Genomic DNA, 15916 nt, shown 5'->3' with positions numbered 1-15916 from the left:
GAATAATACCAATTTTCTCGTCAGGAGACCGTGATGACCGCTTACCCGCACCTGTTTCAACCGCTCACGTTAGGCCCGTTGTCGCTCCCAAATCGTGTGCTGATGGGCTCGATGCACACCAATCTGGAAGAGGCGCCGGACGGTTTTACCCGCCTGGCGACGTTTTACGCCGAGCGCGTGCGTGCAGGCGTGGGGCTGATTGTGACCGGCGGTATCGCGCCCAATGCCCAAGGGGCGGTGTTTCAGGGCGCCAATGCGCTCACCGATGAGACGCAGCTGGAAGCGCATCGTCATGTAGTCGATACCGTGCACCGCGAAGGCGGACACCTATGCATGCAGATTTTGCACGCCGGCCGCTACGCCTACTCGCCGGACTTAGTCGCGCCGTCGCCGATTCAGGCGCCGATTAACCCGTTTACCCCGCGAGAACTCAACGGCGACGAGGTCGAGCAGCAAATTGACGATTATGTGCGCTGCGCGCGGCTGGCACGCGCGGCAGGCTACGATGGCGTGGAAATCATGGGCTCGGAAGGCTACCTGATCAATCAGTTTCTTTGCCGTCGCACCAACCATCGTGAGGATCAATGGGGCGGCAGTTTCGACAACCGTAGCCGCTTTGCCATCGAGATCGTTCGCCGGGTGCGCGAGGCGGTAGGGCCCGGTTTCGCGCTGATTTTCCGTCTCTCGATGATCGATTTGGTCGATGAGGGCAGCAGCTGGGAAGAAGTGGTTACCTTGGCAAAGGCCATTGAAGCCGCCGGGGGGGATGCGCTCAATACCGGTATCGGCTGGCACGAAGCCCGCGTGCCGACCATTGTGACGAGTGTGCCGCGGGCGGCGTTTACGCAGGTAACGCAAAAGCTGCGCGCCGAGGTACAGATTCCGCTGATCACCACCAACCGTATCAATATGCCCGAAGTGGCGGAGCGCGTGCTCGCCGAGGGGCATGCGGACATGGTTTCTATGGCGCGGCCGTTTTTGGCCGACCCGGAATGGGTGGCCAAGGCCCACGACGGTAAGGCGAACGAGATCAACACCTGTATCGCCTGTAACCAGGCGTGTTTGGATCATACCTTTGCGGGCAAACTGACCTCTTGCTTGGTTAACCCACGTGCTTGTCACGAAACCGAGTTTAACCTTGAACCAGCCGCAGCGCCTAAGCGCGTGGCGGTGGTCGGTGGCGGCCCGGCGGGGTTAGCCACGGCAGTCAGCGCCGCCAGTCGCGGCCATCAGGTGACGTTATTTGAGCGCAATGCCGAGCTTGGCGGCCAGTTTAACTTCGCGCGTAAGATTCCCGGCAAAGAGGAGTTTAACGAGACGCTGCGCTATTACCGCGTGATGCTCGATAAGTACGCAGTGGAGGTGCGCCTCAATACGGCGGCAAGTGAGGATCAACTGGCGGATTTTGATGATGTCGTGTTAGCCACCGGTGTGCGCCCGCGAGAGCTTGTGCTTCCTGGCGCTGACCACTCCAAAGTGCTCTCTTACGCTGAGGCGATTACCCAGCCCGAGCGCGTGGGCCATAAAGTGGCGATTATCGGCGCGGGCGGCATTGGCTTTGATGTCGCCGAATTGTTAGTCAGCCAAGAAGCGACGGCGCTGGATCTGGCGGCCTGGTGCAACGAATGGGGCGTGGACTTAAGCGTTAGCCAGCGCGGCGGTCTGAAAGCACTCGAGCCGCCCCAGGTGCCCCGCGAGGTCACCATGCTGCAACGCAAAACCTCAAAACCGGGCAAACACTTGGGCAAAACCACCGGCTGGGTGCATCGCGTCTCCCTCAAGCAACATGGTGTAGCGATGCTCGCTGGGTGCGAGTACGTCAATATCGACGATGATGGTCTGCATATCACCCATGAAGACACGCCGCAGACCTTGGCGGTTGATACGATTGTCGTTTGTGCAGGACAGGAATCGGTGCGTGAGTTGCTGGCACCCCTTGAGCAGCGCGGTGTCAACGTGCACGTGATCGGCGGAGCTGATGAGGCGTCAGAGCTTGATGCCAAGCGGGCGATTGACCAAGGCACGCGCTTGGCGGCAGCTATGTAAAGGCCTGTAGGCATAAAAAACAAGGCAGATACCCGTGCGTAGATGACGCCAAAGGACAAAGCGCGCTAGGCTTAAAGCACGGCTCTCTTTGGGGAGCCGTTCGCGCTTACGGTAAATAGCTGGCGCGAGTCATCTTCAGATAATAAGGATTTTTGCCCATGACATCAGAGTGTAGCCCGCGTTTTTTGGCCAGTGACAATACATCTGGTATGTGCCCGGAAGCGATGGAAATGCTGCTGAAGGCCAATCACGAGGATGACTTGGCGTACGGCAATGATCGCTGGACGGCCCTCGCGGCAGATCGCTTTCGCGAAATGTTCGACTACGACTGCGAAGTGTTTTTCGTCTTTAACGGCACAGCGGCCAATTCGCTGGCGCTTTCCGCCATGGGACGCAGCTACCACAGTGTGATTTGCCATGAGTTGGCGCATATCGAAACCGATGAGTGCGGCGGGCCGGAATTTTTCTCCAACGGCGCGAAGCTGCTTACTTCCCCTGGGGCTAACGGCAAGCTGACGCCAGAAGGGATCGAGGCGCTTGTGACCAAGCGCAGCGATATACACTACCCCAAGCCCAAAGTTATCTCGCTCACCCAAGCAACCGAGGTCGGCACGGTTTACTCCCGCGAGGAGCTACTCGCCATTCGCGCCATGGCGGATAAGTACGATTTGCGCCTGCATATGGATGGTGCCCGCTTTGCTAACGCCTGCGTGGGGTTAAATGCCTCTCCCGCCGAGTTAACCTGGCAAGTGGGGATCGATGCGCTGTGTTTTTCCGGTACCAAAAATGGGCTGGCTTTTGGCGAAGCCATCCTGTTTTTCAACCGTGACCTCGCGGAAGACTTTGCCTACCGCTGCAAACAGGCAGGGCAACTCGCCTCCAAAATGCGCTTTATCGCCGCGCCGTGGCTGGGGCTTTTGGACAACGACGTGTGGTGGCATAACGCCGCACACGCCAACGCGATGGCGCGCTACCTGGCCGATGGCCTGGCGGACTTGCCCGGTGCATCGCTGATGTTTCCTGTCGAAGCCAATGGCGTCTTCGTTGAATTGCCGCTAAATGCCATTGAAGCGTTGAAAGCGAAAGGTTGGACCTTCTATACCTTTATCGGCGCGGGTGGCGCACGGTTTGTGTGCTCTTGGAATACGTCGACGGCATTGCTGGATCAGCTTTTGCACGATATCCGCGCGGCCTTGGACGCGTAAAACGCCCCACCTGGCCCGCTTCGCTGCAAGGCGAGGCGGGTGCTGCGTTCAATGTGCAATGCCACATTCAACGCAACTTATTGACTCATTGGGTTCTCTTAAGCATTAGCCACCGGCCACTTTGCGCTGCGTTGAAGGAAATGGCATCACGTTCCGCTAATGCTGGCTAAGCTGATAAAGCGATACTTGGAAGTGAATCAACCCGCTGGGTTTTTAGCCTCCGAGTCTGGGCTATAGGAGATTTCCATGAGCATCTTTGACCACGTTCAAGACCGTTTCGCCCGTGTTCAGCAAGAAGACATGAGCCTAGAAGAGTACTTGGCGCTATGTAAACGCGACCCCACTACGTATGCCAGCGCGGCGGAGCGAATGTTGGAAGCGATTGGTGAGCCCGAGGTCATTGATACGGCAAAAGACCCTCGGCTTTCGCGGATTTTTTCCAATAAGGTCATCCGCCGGTACCCGGCTTTTGCCGAATTTCACGGTATGGAAGAGGCCATTGAACAGATCGTTTCTTACTACCGTCACGCGGCGCAGGGGCTAGAGGAGCGCAAGCAGATTCTTTACCTGCTAGGGCCTGTCGGCGGGGGTAAATCGTCGTTGGCGGAGCGCTTGAAGCTTCTGATGGAGCGGATGCCGTTTTATGCCATTAAAGGCTCACCAGTGTATGAATCACCGCTGGGGCTTTTCTCACCGGAGGAAGATGGCGAGCTGTTGGAGAAAGAGTACGGTATTCCGCACCGTTACTTAAAGAGCGTGATGTCGCCCTGGGCGGCTAAACGGTTGAAAGAGTACGGCGGTGATATTTCGCAGTTTCGCGTGGTACGGCTTTATCCGTCGCGGCTTAATCAAATCGCCATCTCCAAAACCGAGCCGGGCGATGAGAATAACCAGGATATTTCGTCGCTGGTGGGTAAGGTGGACATCCGCCAGCTGGAACTTTACTCACAAGATGACCCCGACGCCTACAGCTTTTCCGGCGGGCTTTGTCGCGCCAACCAGGGGTTGATGGAGTTTGTCGAGATGTTCAAGGCGCCAATTAAGGTGCTGCATCCGCTTCTCACGGCAACGCAGGAAGGTAATTACAACCCCACCGAAGGCATGGGCGCGATCCCGTTTGACGGCATCATTCTTGCCCACTCCAACGAAAGCGAGTGGCAGGCATTTCGCAATAATCGCAATAACGAGGCGTTTCTTGATCGGGTGTATATCGTCAAGGTGCCGTACTGTCTGCGCGTTTCTGAAGAGATCAAAATCTATCAGAAACTGCTGGAAGACTCCTCGCTACGCCATGCTCCCTGCGCGCCGGATACACTGCGCATGCTGGCGCAGTTCTCGGTACTTTCGCGCTTGAAGGTGCCGGAAAACTCGAGTATTTACTCCAAAATGCGGGTCTACGATGGTGAGAACTTGAAAGACACCGACCCACGGGCGAAGTCGATTCAAGAGTACCGCGACGCAGCGGGCGTAGACGAAGGCATGGAAGGGCTTTCGACCCGCTTTGCGTTCAAAATTCTCTCCAAAGTCTTCAACTTCGACAGCACCGAAGTCGCCGCCAACCCGGTGCATCTGCTGTACGTGTTGGAACAAGCGCTTGAGCGCGAGCAGCTGCCCTCCGAGGTGTTCGAGCGTTATCTGGGGTTTATTAAGGAGTTCTTGGCGCCGCGCTACGTCGACTTTATCGGTAAAGAGATCCAGACCGCGTATTTGGAATCGTACAGCGAGTATGGCCAGAATATTTTTGATCGCTACGTGATCTACGCCGATTTCTGGATTCAAGACCAGGAGTACCGCGACCCTGAAACCGGCGAGCTGTTGGATCGCCAGGCGCTCAACGAAGAGCTGGAAAAAATCGAAAAGCCGGCGGGCATTTCCAACCCCAAAGATTTCCGCCACGAGGTGGTCAACTTTGTGCTAAGGGCGCGGGCGCAAAATAATGGCATGAACCCGAGCTGGCAGTCGTATGAAAAACTCAAAGGCGTGATCGAGCACAAGATGTTCGCCAATACCGAAGAGCTGCTGCCGGTGATTTCTTTCAACGCCAAGGCATCGAAATCCGACCAGAAAAAACACGAAGATTTTGTCGAGCGTATGAAAGAGCGTGGCTACACCGAAAAGCAGGTGCGCTTGCTGTCCGAGTGGTACCTGCGCGTGCGTAAATCGCAGTAGGTGCGGTTTTCGTATTTTACGCTCGATGCCAGTTTTTAGGAGGTCGTATGACCTACTTTATTGATCGACGCCCCAATGCCAAGCACAAAAGTGCGGTCAATCGGCAGCGCTTTTTAGAGCGCTACCGCAAGCATATCAAGCGCTCGGTGGAAGAAGCGGTCAACCGCCGCTCCATTACCGATATGGAGCGCGGGGAAAAGGTCTCGATCCCCGCCAAAGATATCTCCGAGCCGGTTTTTCAGCACGGACACGGCGGGGAGAGAAGTATTGTCGCGCCGGGTAACAAGGAGTTTGTTGAAGGCGATAAAATCCGCCGCCCCGACGGTCAGGGCGGTGGTGGCGCAGGCGAAGGCGGTGCATCCAATCAGGGCGAAGGCATGGACGAATTCGCCTTTACCCTAAGCCGGGAAGAATTTCTGGAGTTTGTATTTGACGGTTTGGAACTGCCGCACCTGCAGCGCAAGCCGCTGAAATCAATGGAAGAAGTAAAAATGGTGCGGGCGGGGTTGGCGCGTGAGGGCGTGCCGTCGCGGATCAGCATTACCCGCTCGATGCGCGAGGCTTACGCTCGGCGTATCGCCATGCGCGCGCCGATCAAGCGTGCCCTTAGAGAAGCCGAAGCGGCACTAACGGCAGAAGAGCGAAAAGACCCGGTGTTACGCAACCCCGCCCGCATCAGCGAACTGAAAGCGGAAATTGAGCGGTTGAAAAAGCGCATCGAAGCCGTGCCGTTCATCGACACGTACGATCTGCGCTACCATCAGTTGCAAGCGCAGCCACAGCCTTCCAGCAAAGCCGTGATGTTCTGCGTGATGGACGTGTCCGGTTCGATGACCCAGCAGCATAAAGACATCGCCAAACGCTTCTTTTTGCTGCTCTACCTATTTTTGCAGAAGCACTACGAAAAAGTGGAGCTGGTGTTTGTGCGCCACCACACCACCGCCCGCGAGGTCGGCGAGGAGGAGTTTTTCTACTCCCGCGAAACCGGCGGTACCATCGTATCGAGCGCCTTGACGCTGGTGAACGACATTATTGAGGCGCGTTACCCGCCGAACCAATGGAATCTTTATGTGGCCCAGGCCAGCGACGGCGATAACTGGGACGATGATTCCGGCACTTGCCGCGAGTTGCTGGTCAAAGAGTTAATGCCGCAGCTGCAGTATTACGCCTACGTGGAAATCACGCCTCACGACCATCAATCGCTGTGGCAGGAGTACGAAAGCGTGGCGGCACAATTTCCCGAGCGTTTCGCCATGCGCCAGATTGTCGAAGCGGGCGAGATTTACCCGGTATTCCGCGAGCTATTCAAGCGCCGCTTGAGCCAAGCCGGGTAAGGAGGTTCTGATGAGTGCTCTTGGGAGAAAAAAACGCCAACCCATTGCGACCGGCTCGGACTGGAGCTTTGCTGTGTTGGAACGCTTTGATGCCGAGCTTGCAAGGCTTGCCGATGAGTATCGCTTGGATACGTATCCCAACCAGATGGAAGTCATCACCACCGAGCAGATGATGGATGCCTACGCTAGCGTGGGTATGCCGGTGGGCTATCACCACTGGTCGTTCGGTAAGCAGTTCCTCGCCGTGGAGCAGGCGTACAAACGCGGGCAGATGGGGTTGGCGTATGAGCTCGTGATCAACTCCAACCCTTGCATTGCCTATCTCATGGAAGAGAACACGCTGATGATGCAGGTGCTGGTAATGGCGCACGCCTGCTACGGACACAACTCGTTTTTTAAAGGGAACTATCTGTTTCGCACGTGGACGGATGCCGACTCCATCGTCGACTATCTAGTGTTTGCGCGTAAGTACATCGCCAAGTGCGAAGAGCGTCACGGGGTGGCGGCGGTCGAGCAGTTGTTGGATGCCTGTCATGCGCTGCAGAACTATGGCGTGGATCGCTACAAGCGCCCATCGCCTATCTCCGCCCAGGAAGAGGCCAAGCGCCAATCGGAGCGCGAAGCGTATCTGCAAACCCAGGTGAACCTGCTTTGGCGAACCATTCCGGATGCCCCAGACGGCAGTGAACCGCTACCGGGCTCGCTATCGCAGGAGGACGACCCGCTGGGGCTACATGCTGGCGGCGTCTACCCGCCAGAACCGCAAGAAAATCTGCTCTACTTCATCGAAAAGAACGCGCCGCTTCTTGCGCCCTGGCAGCGCGAAATAGTACGTATCGTACGCAAGCTGGCGCAGTATTTTTATCCTCAGCGGCAAACACAGGTGATGAACGAGGGCTGGGCGTGCTTTTGGCACTACACATTGATGAACCGCTTGTACGATGAGGGCACGGTCGATGAAGGGCTGATGCTAGAATTTTTGCAGTCGCATTCGGCGGTCATTAATCAGCCCGATTTTGATAGCCCTTATTACAGCGGCATCAACCCCTATGCGCTGGGGTTTGCGATTTTCATGGATATCAAGCGTATTTGTGAAGCGCCAACGGAGGAGGATCGTCAGTGGTTTCCGGACATGGCGGGCAGCCCCTGGCGGGAAACGTTGGAGTTCGCCATGCGTAACTTTAAAGATGAGTCGTTTATTCAGCAGTTCTTGTCGCCCAAGGTCATGCGCGATCTCAAACTTTTCATGGTGGTGGATGACGATCAAGAAGAGATGCTGAATGTCGCGGCCATTCATAACGAGCGTGGCTATCGCCGCGTGCGCGAGGCTCTCGCGACGCAGTATGCGTTATCGGTGCGGGAGCCGAATATCCAAGTGGTGGAAGCGGCGATTCGCGGAGATCGTTCGCTTACCCTGCATCATGTTCAAGACAGCCGTCGGCCGCTTGCGCGTAGCGTCTACCCGGTGGTGCGTCATCTGCATCAGCTGTGGGGGTTTCCGGTGAAATTGGTGTCGATGCAGGAGGGTCGTATCATGCGACATTACCATTGGCCGGTTGAGGACACGCAGGAATAAAGAGAGCGAACGGCGGCTTTTGGCTTTTTAAGCACAAAGAAGCCCGCATAGGCGGGCTTCTTTGTGCTTAGCGTTGTATGCGCGCTAGTTTTAACCTGCTGACGTCCAGGACTGGCACCAGCCAGCCGGCTCGACGCTGTTCTGCGGGAACAGCTGGCATCCTTGGTTTTCAGCTGTGTAGAACATGCAGTTATCGCAGCGTTCACCTTCCTCGTAAGCCGGGTGGTCGCTGGCTTCGCTTGCGACTTCTACGTAATTAAGCGCTTGGGCGTTGGCTGCAGATGGGTCCAGGCGCGGCAGGTCTTGGGCAAAGGCTGTTTTCGACAGGATGCCGGCACCCAGCGGCAAAGCGGCAAGGCCGAGCACGCTGTTACGCATAAAGTCACGACGACTATAATTAGCCATGATATCTCCTTCTCGTCACGGTCTGACGTTTGGTCACGGTGATCGGGTGGTTTTCCACCTCTTTAAAGCTCCGACAAGACCTGCTTTTCGGAGTTCATCAACATATTAGCGGAACGCGCACCAGAGTGCGAATAACCTTAGCGCGGTAGCGACAATTCGCCACGCGCGGTATTTAAAAGGCGGCTTTCTTGCAAGGCTACGCGGCTTGGCAGGGCGCTGTTATACTCCTGAAACTGCTTCTATTTATTATCATTTTCCTGTGTGCAAGTGAGGTCGTGAAATGCAAAATGCTGTGATTTTAATCAATACCGAGAAGGGCCAGGTCAAAGCTGTGGCAGAGCGTTTAGCCGATGTTGAAGGCATTAGTGAAGTCTATTCCACATGTGGCCGCTACGATTTGGTCGCGATTGCACGCACCCGTGATTTTGAAAGCCTGGCGGATCTCGTCACTGAGCGCTTGAATACCGTTGAGGGAATTAGCGACACCGAAACTCTCAATGCAATGCAGGTTCATTCCCGCCACGACCTTGAGACGATGTTCTCACTCGGCTGGTAAGGCATGTCGCGTTGTTAAGGTGCATGGGCTAAGCAAGCGTGACGCTGTGCTTCTAAGTGTTACGTGTATTTTAGGTTAATGATGAGGAGTGTCGCCGTTTGGGTATGTCGTTTTTACGCTGGCGTCGTCAAGGGCGCCGCCTTGGTGTGTCTTTGCTTTTTGTGCTGTTGGGCTCAGGGCTATGGCAATATCAGGAGCGTCAGCACGGCGATGCTTATACCTGGGCAGGCGTGCCCAGCTGGGAGAGTTTAACCCTGACCTCATTTCATCGTGTTTTTCGTAATGAAGGCTATTTAGTCGGATGGTCTGATGTGCGCGCGGGTGCGCTGTGGGTCAGCTACCAAGTAGAGGCGGTGGAAAATGCCAGCATTGGCTCGCGTCCAGGGTTTAAAGCCGATTGGCGCACTCTGTGGCCGATTAGTACCGATAGCTATGCTGGTAGTGGTTATGATCGCGGCCATTTAGCACCCAACTACGCTATCGCCGCGGTGCACGGTCGCGACGCGCAGGTCGATACGTTTTTTATGAGTAACATGTCGCCGCAACGGCCGAACTTAAACCGGCAGCTTTGGCAGCGCTTAGAAGAAGCGGTGATGGACCACTTCGCGACACGGTATGAGCGCCTGCAAGTGGTGACAGGGCCTATCTATCCTGAAAACTTTATGGATAACGCCTTCAACCGCGTTGGTTTTATTGAAGTGCCTGAGGCGTTTTATAAAATTATCGTCGCGCCGCACCCGGAAACACCGCGCGCATTGGCGTTTATCATGCCGCAGAATGTTCGCGGCAATGAGCCGTTAGATGACTATTTGGTATCCATTGACGAGGTGGAAGCACGCACTGGGCTCGACTTTTTCCCTGAGCTTTCGGCTTCGCTTGAATCAACGCTAGAAGAGAAAATTCGCACGCAGGGCTGGGCCGTTGAGCAAGTGGCAAATAGGCCAGGACGATTTCAGTAAAGTCGGCGGGGTGTGGGTAGGTATAGGTATATTAAGCGCGGCGCTGGTTGGTCGCGTTTTTTAATGATAGGGGAGTAATAATAGAGGGAATATCGGTATTGCCTTGGTGCCCAGGAGAGGACTTGAACCTCCACGTCCATACGGACACTAGCACCTGAAGCTAGCGCGTCTACCAATTCCGCCACCTGGGCATTTCACATACGGTCTTTTAGGCTTTCTTACTGTTTGTGTTCACGTGGTGCCCAGGAGAGGACTTGAACCTCCACGACCATACGGTCACTAGCACCTGAAGCTAGCGCGTCTACCAATTCCGCCACCTGGGCGAACACAAATCTTGCTTTTGCACTAATAAATGACGAAAACATTTATACCGTCAATCATTGGTGCCCAGAAGAGGACTTGAACCTCCACGTCCATACGGACACTAGCACCTGAAGCTAGCGCGTCTACCAATTCCGCCATCTGGGCAAGTGGCGCGTATGATACCGAGGCAGCGATGAAATGCAAGACTTTTCGCGGCCTTCAAGGCGCCCAGTTTTGAGCCTATAAGACGATGCGTTAGGCCTGTTTTAAGCAGGGTTGCGTACTAATTTCGCGCCTTAGACGGTTGGGTGATTGATCTGGCGGCGCTATACTGGGTGGATGACCAAACAAAACTCCGATATTTTTCGCGTTTACAGCGCTGAACCTGCCCGTCCGCGGCGTATTTCGCCTGCGATGTGTCACTGTTTTTTAATAACGCCATCAAGGATGTTGACCGTATGAAGCACTGGTCGTTAAGTGATGATCCGCACGCCAGCCGCGAAGCGCATAAATACGATAACCCCGCGCCAAGCCGGGAATATTTGTTAGAAGCGCTGGAAACGTATGGCAGGCCGATTACTCATGAAGATATGAGCCGCAAGCTGGGTCTTGAAGATGAAGACCTGCTGGAAGCCGTGCGCCGCCGTCTTGCTGCCATGGAACGCGATGGCCAAGTGCTGCGCGACCGGCGTGGTGCTTATGCCTTGATTGATAAGCTAGATTTGATCAAGGGCAAAGTGCTAGGGCACCGCGACGGCTTTGGCTTTTTATTGCGCGACGATGGCAAAAAGCCCGATCTCGTTTTGCCCCCCAGGCAGATGCGGCGTGTTTTTCACGGTGACTATGTCCTCGTGCGTATCAGCGGCCGTGACCGCCGCGGTCGCGATGAGGCCACGATTGCAGAGGTGCTGGCGCGCAACACGCAAACCATGGTCGGGGTCTATCGCAGCAATACACCTGAATTTGGCATTCTGATCCCGGAAAATCCACGTATCACCCAAGAGGTCATTATTCCGCACAGTGCTTGCGGCGGGGCAAAAGATGGCCAAGTGATTTCTGCCAACATTACCCAGCAGCCGGCGACACGCGTTCAGCCGGTTGGTGAGGTAGTGGAAGTGCTGGGTGAGCGCATGGACCCCGGTATGGAAATTGATATTGCGATCCGTAGCTATGATATTCCTGCCGAATTTCCGCCGGAAGTGCTGGACCAAATCGCCACGATCTCTGCGGAAGTAGAGGAGGATGACAAGCAAAACCGCGTTGACCTACGCGATGTCCCGCTTGTCACCATCGACGACGAATCAGCCAAAGACTTTGACGATGCCGTCTGCGCGTGGAAGACCAAGTCAGGCAGCTGGAAATTGCTGGTAGCGATTGCCGATGTCTCCCATTACGTGCGCCCCGGTGCACCGCTGGACGATGAGGGTCGCACACGGGGTAACTCGGTTTACTTCCCCGGCCAAGTTGTTCCTATGTTGCCGGAACTTCTTTCTAATGGGCTCTGTTCGCTGAACCCTCAAGTGGATCGTTTGGTAATGGTCTGCGAGATGAATATCTCGAAGACAGGGGCTATCAGCCGTTACCGCTTCTACGAGGCGGTAATGAACTCTCACGCGCGCCTGACGTACAACAAAGTTGCAGCGATGTTGGATCAGGAGAGCGAAGAGGGTGAGGCGTTGCGCAAGGAGCACCAAAACCTCGTGGCGCCGCTTAAAGATCTGCACGAGCTCTATCATCTGCTGCGTAAAGCGAGGGAAGAGCGCGGCGCGATTGATTTTGATACCACCGAGACGGCCATCATCTTTAATGATGAGCGCAAGATCGAAAAAATCGTGCCGCGTAGCCGTAATGATGCGCACAAAATGATCGAAGAGTGCATGCTTGCGGCGAACGTGGCGACGGCGCGCTTTTTGGATAAGCACGATCTTCCAGCGCTGTACCGCATTCACGAAAAACCCACGCCCGAACGGTTGGATAAATTACGCTTGTTCTTAAACGAGCTTGGGTTAACGCTACCGGGTGGAGACGATCCTACGCCGCAGGATTTCCAAACCCTGCGTGAAACCATCGCCGGTCGCCCCGACGCCGATATCATCCAAACGGTGATGCTGCGCACGATGAATCAAGCGGTTTATTCGCCGCAAAACGAGGGGCATTTTGGTCTCGCGTATCAAGCATATGCTCACTTTACCTCACCGATTCGTCGTTACCCAGACTTGCTCGTGCATCGCGCGATCCGTTCGGTGCTGCGTGGGCCGCGGCAAACCAATACGGTATTGCGGGTCGAAGGTGCGCCGGTAGAGCCGCCGAGCAAGTGGTGTCCTTACACCTTTGAGCAAATGGTTGAGCTGGGTGAGCACTGCTCAATGACCGAGCGCCGCGCAGATGATGCGACTCGCGACGTCGAGAGTTGGCTGAAATGTGAGTTCATGTCCGACAAGCTCGGCGAAACTTTCGAAGGAACGGTGGCGTCTGTCACGCAGTTTGGCCTCTTTGTGCGCCTTGATGAGTTTTTTGTCGAGGGGTTGGTGCACGTCACCTCCTTACCGTCTGACTATTACCATTACGAGGCAGAAAAACATCGCCTTAAAGGCGAGCGCACCGGAACGTCGTATCGCTTAGGCGACGGCGTCACGGTTCAGGTAGCGCGCGTCGACATGGATGATCGCAAGATTGATTTCAGTCTCGCCGATGAGAAGCCGCGCCCTCGCCGTCAGCCGCGTAAACAGCGCAATGAGCAACCGGCTAAGCGTAATAACAATGACGGCCAGCGCCGTTCTCGCCGCGGGCCGCGTAAACCGTAAACTCGCTGTGAGTTTAGTTTGTTACGACGAAAACTAAGACTGGCAACGTATAAGGATTAAGAGTGAAATCAGCGTCATCACGCCGTGGGCCGCGTCCACCCGAAGGGCTGGACCAGGTGTTTGGGGTTCATGCACTAGAAAGTCTGCTAGAGCGCGGTGAGTCGCCTAAGGTGCTATGGGTGCAGCAAGGCGCGAGCAAGCGGCTTCACGCGATCATAGCTCAGGCGCAGTCCGCTGGCGCGAGCATAAAAGAGCACCCACGGGAGGCGTTGGATCAGCTAACCCAAGGTGCTTCGCATCAGGGGGTGGTGGCTTTTTGCCCGCCACTAATACCTGAAGGCGAGGAGTCGCTACTGCTCAAACTACGGGCATGGCAGCCGGCGGCAGCGCCGCTGTTTCTTGTGCTCGATGGCGTGACCGATGTGCACAACTTTGGCGCCTGTTTACGTAGCGCCGATGCGGCTGGTGCCCATGGGGTGATTGTGGCCAAGGATAAAGCGGCCCCGCTGAATGCGACAGTACGAAAAGTGGCTTGTGGCGCGGCGGAATCCGTGCCAGTTTACCAAGTCACTAACTTAGCGCGTACGCTGGGTAAGCTTAAAGATGCTGGCGTGTGGATTACCGGTGCCGCCGGTGAGGCCAGTGCTAGTGTGTATGAGATGAATTTTATTGGCCCTGTTGCGTTGGTCATGGGAGCCGAAGGCAAAGGGATGCGCCGCCTAACCCGTGAAGCGTGTGATCACTTGGCCAAGCTGCCGATGGCGGGCCAGGTCTCAAGTCTCAATGTATCCGTTGCCACCGGCATCTGTTTGTTTGAAGCGGTGCGCCAACGCCAGCTTGCAAGTCAGCCAATGTCCCACTAGAATACTTCCGCCTGTTTACCTTGTAAGCAGGCATTCGTTATATCTACTGGTTTTTTACCAGATCTGCTTGATGCCTTGGCACTGCCGATTAGCACGGCGGTGCTGAATGCATTTCAGTTAACTCCTTGCTTCCTTGTGCACGTATTGCCAATGGCATACGTCTCAGTGAAGCTGCCAAACCGCAAGGAGATTCCATGCGTCATTACGAAATCGTGTTTATGGTCCACCCGGATCAGAGCGAGCAAGTGCCGGCAATGGTCGAGCGCTATACAGGCATCGTGACCGAAAATGGTGGCACGGTGCATCGCTTAGAAGATTGGGGACGCCGTCACATGGCTTACCCGATCAACAAGATCCACAAAGCCCACTACGTGTTGATGAACGTTGAGTGTGCCGGCGAGACGCTCGAAGAAATCGAGAACATCTTCCGCTTCAACGACGCTATCATCCGCAGCCTGGTTGTTCGCTGCAAAGAAGCCATCACCGAAGCATCACCGATGATGAAGCCGGCTGAAGAAAAGCGTCCGCGTCGCGAAGAAAAGCCGAGCGCTGAAACCGCTTAATTCACCCTCATTGCACGTATAAAGGAGCTCATCCATGGCACGTTTTTTCCGTCGCCGTAAGTTTTGCCGCTTCACTGCTGAAGGCGTCAAGCAGATCGATTACAAAGATCTGGATACGCTGAAGGCTTACATCACCGAAACCGGCAAGATCGTTCCGAGCCGTATTACCGGCACCAAAGCACGCTATCAGCGCCAGCTAGCAGGCGCCGTTAAGCGCGCTCGCTACCTAGCACTGCTGCCCTATACCGATAGCCACCAGTAAGCCGTTAACGTGATGCTGGCACTTGCCCGATGGCTGATGCAGGCGACGCCTTATGCTGTAGGCGTCGCAGCACTTGCGTCATTAATCCCTTGGCTATTTTGGCTGGGGGCGGCGATAGCCGGGCTTGTCACACTACGTAAAGGGTTTGCCCCTGCGCTACCCGTGATTATTGCCGCCGCTCTCCCCGCCGGTTGGTGGTGGATGCAAGGCGATGTGATACCACTGGCCAGTGTTCTTCTGGTGTCCTTGATGGCGGTTGTCCTGCGTGAGCGTATGCGCTGGAGTGAAGCGCTGATACTTGGCGCTATCGCAGCCTCCGTGATGGTGCAGTTGGGTATTTTTACCCCACCAGGAAGTACCGAGGCAATGCTTACGCAGCTGCGTGAGAGCTCGCAAGAGGTCGAGCAGGTGCTAAGTGAGCTGACCCAGCAGGGTTACGATACGCAAACGTTGGCTGAGCTAGTGGTTGGCGGCGTCACGGGGTTAGTAGTTTTGATCGCCGCGGTTGTCTGCTTAGTATTAGCACGCAGTTGGCAAGCTGGGCTCTACAACCCGGGGGGCTTTCGCGAAGAGTTTCATGCCTTACGTTTAGCACCAAAAGAACTTGCTGTTCTGGTTGTGTTGGGCGTTCTGAGTATGCTCTTTGAGTTGCCCGCGTTTTCGATGCTTATCTGGGTGCCGCTGCTGATTGCGGGTATTGCGTTGGTGCATGGTGTTATTGGATTAAAGGGAATGAACGGGCTGTGGTTGGTGGCATTCTATCTATTGCTGATCACCACGTGGCCCACGATTCTCATTGTGCTGCTGATAGGGTTAATGGATACATTCGCGAACGTTCGCGCACGCCTTGCCCGCAGCAATTGATAAGAGG

Annotated in this window: 13 protein-coding genes and 3 tRNA genes; 12 read left to right on the top strand and 4 right to left on the bottom strand. The window is 55.5% G+C overall.

Going from position 1 to position 15916, the window contains the following annotated elements; genetic code table 11:
* Positions 1-33: 33 nt before the first annotated feature.
* The 5 genes from HZS81_RS02025 to HZS81_RS02005 all read left to right on the top strand — a co-directional run bounded on the left by HZS81_RS02025 (position 34) and on the right by HZS81_RS02005 (position 8330).
* Positions 34-2046, top strand: coding sequence for an NADPH-dependent 2,4-dienoyl-CoA reductase (locus HZS81_RS02025; protein WP_179928865.1), 2013 nt, complete (start codon positions 34-36; stop codon positions 2044-2046).
* A gap of 158 nt (positions 2047-2204) precedes the next feature.
* Positions 2205-3251 (top strand): threonine aldolase family protein, encoded by a 1047-nt coding sequence (locus HZS81_RS02020; protein WP_179928864.1) that lies wholly within the window; start codon positions 2205-2207, stop codon positions 3249-3251.
* 246 nt (positions 3252-3497) lie between these two features.
* On the top strand, positions 3498-5420 hold the full coding sequence (locus HZS81_RS02015; RefSeq protein WP_179928863.1) for a PrkA family serine protein kinase: 1923 nt from the start codon (positions 3498-3500) through the stop codon (positions 5418-5420).
* A gap of 47 nt (positions 5421-5467) precedes the next feature.
* Positions 5468-6754: a YeaH/YhbH family protein gene (locus HZS81_RS02010; RefSeq protein ID WP_179928862.1), complete on the top strand. Its 1287-nt coding sequence runs from the start codon at positions 5468-5470 to the stop codon at positions 6752-6754.
* A gap of 10 nt (positions 6755-6764) precedes the next feature.
* Positions 6765-8330 (top strand): SpoVR family protein, encoded by a 1566-nt coding sequence (locus tag HZS81_RS02005; protein ID WP_179928861.1) that lies wholly within the window; start codon positions 6765-6767, stop codon positions 8328-8330.
* Between the two features lie 90 nt (positions 8331-8420).
* Here the strand turns inward: HZS81_RS02005 and HZS81_RS02000 are convergent, their stop codons facing one another.
* Positions 8421-8735, bottom strand: coding sequence for a high-potential iron-sulfur protein (locus HZS81_RS02000; protein WP_179928860.1), 315 nt, complete (start codon positions 8733-8735; stop codon positions 8421-8423).
* Between the two features lie 280 nt (positions 8736-9015).
* Here HZS81_RS02000 and HZS81_RS01995 point away from each other — a divergent pair, with 280 nt between their 5' ends.
* Together HZS81_RS01995 and HZS81_RS01990 are read left to right on the top strand one after the other, a co-directional pair.
* Positions 9016-9291 carry an Lrp/AsnC family transcriptional regulator gene (locus HZS81_RS01995; RefSeq protein WP_179928859.1) on the top strand — a complete coding sequence of 92 codons (276 nt, stop codon included), beginning with the start codon at positions 9016-9018 and terminating at the stop codon, positions 9289-9291.
* Positions 9292-9395: 104 nt separating this feature from the next.
* Positions 9396-10250 carry a DNA/RNA non-specific endonuclease gene (locus HZS81_RS01990; RefSeq protein ID WP_179929030.1) on the top strand — a complete coding sequence of 285 codons (855 nt, stop codon included), beginning with the start codon at positions 9396-9398 and terminating at the stop codon, positions 10248-10250.
* 104 nt (positions 10251-10354) lie between these two features.
* On the opposite strand, the gene HZS81_RS01985 is transcribed toward HZS81_RS01990, so the two are convergent.
* The 3 genes from HZS81_RS01985 to HZS81_RS01975 form a co-directional block, all read right to left on the bottom strand.
* Positions 10355-10441, bottom strand: a tRNA-Leu gene (locus HZS81_RS01985).
* A 45-nt stretch (positions 10442-10486) separates the two neighbouring features.
* Positions 10487-10573: transfer RNA gene (locus HZS81_RS01980), tRNA-Leu, on the bottom strand.
* 58 nt (positions 10574-10631) lie between these two features.
* Positions 10632-10718, bottom strand: a tRNA-Leu gene (locus HZS81_RS01975).
* Between the two features lie 293 nt (positions 10719-11011).
* On the opposite strand from HZS81_RS01975, the gene rnr reads away from it, so the two are divergent.
* The 5 genes from rnr to HZS81_RS01950 all read left to right on the top strand — a co-directional run bounded on the left by rnr (position 11012) and on the right by HZS81_RS01950 (position 15909).
* Positions 11012-13357 carry a ribonuclease R gene (gene rnr, locus HZS81_RS01970; RefSeq protein ID WP_179928858.1) on the top strand — a complete coding sequence of 782 codons (2346 nt, stop codon included), beginning with the start codon at positions 11012-11014 and terminating at the stop codon, positions 13355-13357.
* Positions 13358-13419: 62 nt separating this feature from the next.
* The gene (rlmB, locus tag HZS81_RS01965) at positions 13420-14220 is read left to right on the top strand and encodes a 23S rRNA (guanosine(2251)-2'-O)-methyltransferase RlmB (RefSeq protein WP_179928857.1); all 801 of its coding nucleotides are present in this window, start codon (positions 13420-13422) and stop codon (positions 14218-14220) included.
* Positions 14221-14414: 194 nt separating this feature from the next.
* A complete protein-coding gene (gene rpsF, locus HZS81_RS01960; protein ID WP_179928856.1) occupies positions 14415-14783 on the top strand; it encodes a 30S ribosomal protein S6 in 369 nt (122 codons plus the stop codon).
* A gap of 34 nt (positions 14784-14817) precedes the next feature.
* Positions 14818-15045: a 30S ribosomal protein S18 gene (rpsR, locus tag HZS81_RS01955; protein WP_179928855.1), complete on the top strand. Its 228-nt coding sequence runs from the start codon at positions 14818-14820 to the stop codon at positions 15043-15045.
* Between the two features lie 12 nt (positions 15046-15057).
* Complete coding sequence (locus HZS81_RS01950; protein ID WP_179928854.1) at positions 15058-15909, top strand: hypothetical protein; 852 nt, start codon at positions 15058-15060, stop codon at positions 15907-15909.
* Positions 15910-15916 lie beyond the last annotated feature (7 nt).

The organism is Vreelandella salicampi (genome assembly GCF_013415105.1).
In the GTDB taxonomy this organism is placed as follows: domain Bacteria; phylum Pseudomonadota; class Gammaproteobacteria; order Pseudomonadales; family Halomonadaceae; genus Vreelandella; species Vreelandella salicampi.
This window is presented reverse-complemented; position numbering and strand designations above follow the sequence as displayed.

Excerpts from the sequence above, each read along its gene's own strand:
- HZS81_RS02025 (WP_179928865.1), top strand. The coding sequence starts at position 34 with ATGACCGCTTACCCGCACCTGTTTCAACCGCTCACGTTAGGCCCGTTG.
- HZS81_RS02020 (WP_179928864.1), top strand. The coding sequence starts at position 2,205 with ATGACATCAGAGTGTAGCCCGCGTTTTTTGGCCAGTGACAATACATCT.
- HZS81_RS02015 (WP_179928863.1), top strand. The coding sequence starts at position 3,498 with ATGAGCATCTTTGACCACGTTCAAGACCGTTTCGCCCGTGTTCAGCAA.
- HZS81_RS02010 (WP_179928862.1), top strand. The coding sequence starts at position 5,468 with ATGACCTACTTTATTGATCGACGCCCCAATGCCAAGCACAAAAGTGCG.
- HZS81_RS02005 (WP_179928861.1), top strand. The coding sequence starts at position 6,765 with ATGAGTGCTCTTGGGAGAAAAAAACGCCAACCCATTGCGACCGGCTCG.
- HZS81_RS02000 (WP_179928860.1), bottom strand. The coding sequence starts at position 8,735 with ATGGCTAATTATAGTCGTCGTGACTTTATGCGTAACAGCGTGCTCGGC.
- HZS81_RS01995 (WP_179928859.1), top strand. The coding sequence starts at position 9,016 with ATGCAAAATGCTGTGATTTTAATCAATACCGAGAAGGGCCAGGTCAAA.
- HZS81_RS01990 (WP_179929030.1), top strand. The coding sequence starts at position 9,396 with ATGTCGTTTTTACGCTGGCGTCGTCAAGGGCGCCGCCTTGGTGTGTCT.
- rnr (WP_179928858.1), top strand. The coding sequence starts at position 11,012 with ATGAAGCACTGGTCGTTAAGTGATGATCCGCACGCCAGCCGCGAAGCG.
- rpsF (WP_179928856.1), top strand. The coding sequence starts at position 14,415 with ATGCGTCATTACGAAATCGTGTTTATGGTCCACCCGGATCAGAGCGAG.
- rpsR (WP_179928855.1), top strand. The coding sequence starts at position 14,818 with ATGGCACGTTTTTTCCGTCGCCGTAAGTTTTGCCGCTTCACTGCTGAA.
- HZS81_RS01950 (WP_179928854.1), top strand. The coding sequence starts at position 15,058 with ATGCTGGCACTTGCCCGATGGCTGATGCAGGCGACGCCTTATGCTGTA.